This is a genomic window from Mycobacterium sp., from assembly GCF_039583785.1.
Taxonomy (GTDB): Bacteria; Actinomycetota; Actinomycetes; order Mycobacteriales; family Mycobacteriaceae; genus Mycobacterium.
Genome location: NZ_JAVKSG010000200.1, coordinates 1 through 1,872 on the forward strand (window position 1 = coordinate 1; position 1,872 = coordinate 1,872).

The window sequence follows — 1,872 nt, forward strand, 5'->3', positions numbered from 1 at the left end:
GTCACTGGTGGGAATCTGAGACAGCAGATCTTCAAGGCCAGACATGGACCCGTCCACCTAACGTTGCTGGGATGGTGTGGTTGCCCAGCTGACACTAGCCCAGCTGATTTTGTCCGACAGGTGTTCTTTTCAGCTCAGTAGAGATACCTCAACGGTGCATCAGGCGCGCGGTCTCCAGTGCGACCTCCGCGGCCGGGAATCGCGCCAGTAGCGCGTCCCCCATCGCCGCCGCCGGCGTCAGCACTCCACGCAGGTCCGAGAGAACGTCGCGGTCCATCGCGAGCGCCAGGCCGCTCTCACCGAGCAGCACTGCGGTGGCCTTGTATCCGGGATCGCCCTGTTGGGCCATGGTGGCGATGTAACGGGCACCGGAGGTCGTGTTGGTGTACGTCTCTACCTTGTAGAAGCCCTTTTCGCGGACGGCTTCGCTGGGCCCGGTGCCGGGCTTGGGCAGCGCGCGATCCACCAGTTTGCGCGGCAACAGCCGGAAGTAGCGGCTGCCCAGTGCCGTCGTCACGTTGCCGACGCCGGTGAGCACAGCGGAGGCCACCGGCGCCCCGACGGATGACCCGACACTCATGTGCTCGCTGTACCGGAACCGCCTGCCGTAGGAATAGTTCTGTAATGCGTTGCTGCGTCGGACAATTCGCGTGTTAGCCGGCGCCATCAGGAAGCCGGCCGTGTAGATGCCGGTCAGCTCCGGCGCGATCTGACCGCCGCGGCGCCGACGCAGATCGGGCTGCGGGCCGAGTTCGGGTTCCGCGCCGCGGTCCGGGCTGAGCGTGTAGGGATCGGCGAATTCGCGACGCACATCGGCATCGGCGGATACCGAGTCGAACACCTCCACCATCGACGCCAATGTGCCGCCGGAGAAGCCTCCAGAGAACGACCGCACCACGAAGTCGGTGTCGGTGAGTTCGCCGCTGCCGTCTTCGCGAGCGCGGCGATACAGCGCATATACGGTGAGATCCGAAGGGATGGAGTCGAATCCACACGCATGCACGATGCGTGCACCGGTGTCCTGGGCCTGCTTGTGATACAGGTCGATGCTCTCCCGGATGAACGGCGGCTCCCCGGTCAGGTCCGCGTAGTCGGTTCCGGCGGCCGCACACGCCGCCACCAACGGCAGACCGTAGCGGCTGTAGGGACCGACCGTGGTGACGACCACCTGCGTCGCAGCGGCCATGGCCGCCAGGGTCTTCGGCGACGCCGCGTCAGCGGTCAGAAGCTGCCACGACTGGGCCGATTGCCCCAGCGTGTCGCGGATCGCCTTGAGACGGTCGGCCGAGCGGCCGGCCAGCGCGATCCGCGCATCGCCCCCAGCCCGGGCCAGGTATTCGGCTGTCAGCTTGCCGACGAAGCCGGTTGCTCCGTACAGGACGATGTCGTATTCACGCGTTGCAGTCACGGGCGCGAGGCTACTCCGAGCGCCTCCGGCCCTTCGGCGCTTTCCCTGCGCACGTGCCCGGCCGGGAACGCCGGCACGCCCGCCACCGCCATGGGTCGGTCATTCGTCGGTCAGCCGCGACGGCCGCAGACCGGCCAGGCACCGATGCCCTGCGAGTGCAGCACATTCTCGGCCACCCGGATCTGCTCTTCACGGCTGGCCCTGCTCGCCGATCCCGAGCCGCCGTTCGCGCGCCAGGTGCCCGGCGTGAACTGCAGACCACCGGAGTAGCCGTTGCCGGTGCTGATGGCCCAGTTGCCACCGGACTCGCACGCGGCGATCGCGTCCCAGTTGACGCTGTACGCCTTCGACACGGGCGCCGGGGCTTCCTCAGGCTGCGGAGCGTCGTCAGCGGGCTCCGGCGCTTCCGGTGCGGGGGCAGCGGCCTCAGGCGCAGGAGGCGCGAGCGGGGCATCCGGAGCCGG

2 protein-coding genes are annotated in these 1,872 nt (G+C 68.1%); both read right to left on the minus strand.

The features are described 5' to 3' along the window. Positions 1–148: 148 nt before the first annotated feature. Positions 149–1,408 (minus strand): trans-acting enoyl reductase family protein, encoded by a 1,260-nt coding sequence (locus ABDV69_RS21365; RefSeq protein ID WP_343577835.1) that lies wholly within the window; start codon positions 1,406–1,408, stop codon positions 149–151. A 110-nt stretch (positions 1,409–1,518) separates the two neighbouring features. Then, the coding region (locus tag ABDV69_RS21370; RefSeq protein WP_343577837.1) for a transglycosylase family protein at positions 1,519–1,872 on the minus strand (354 nt) is incomplete at its 5' end.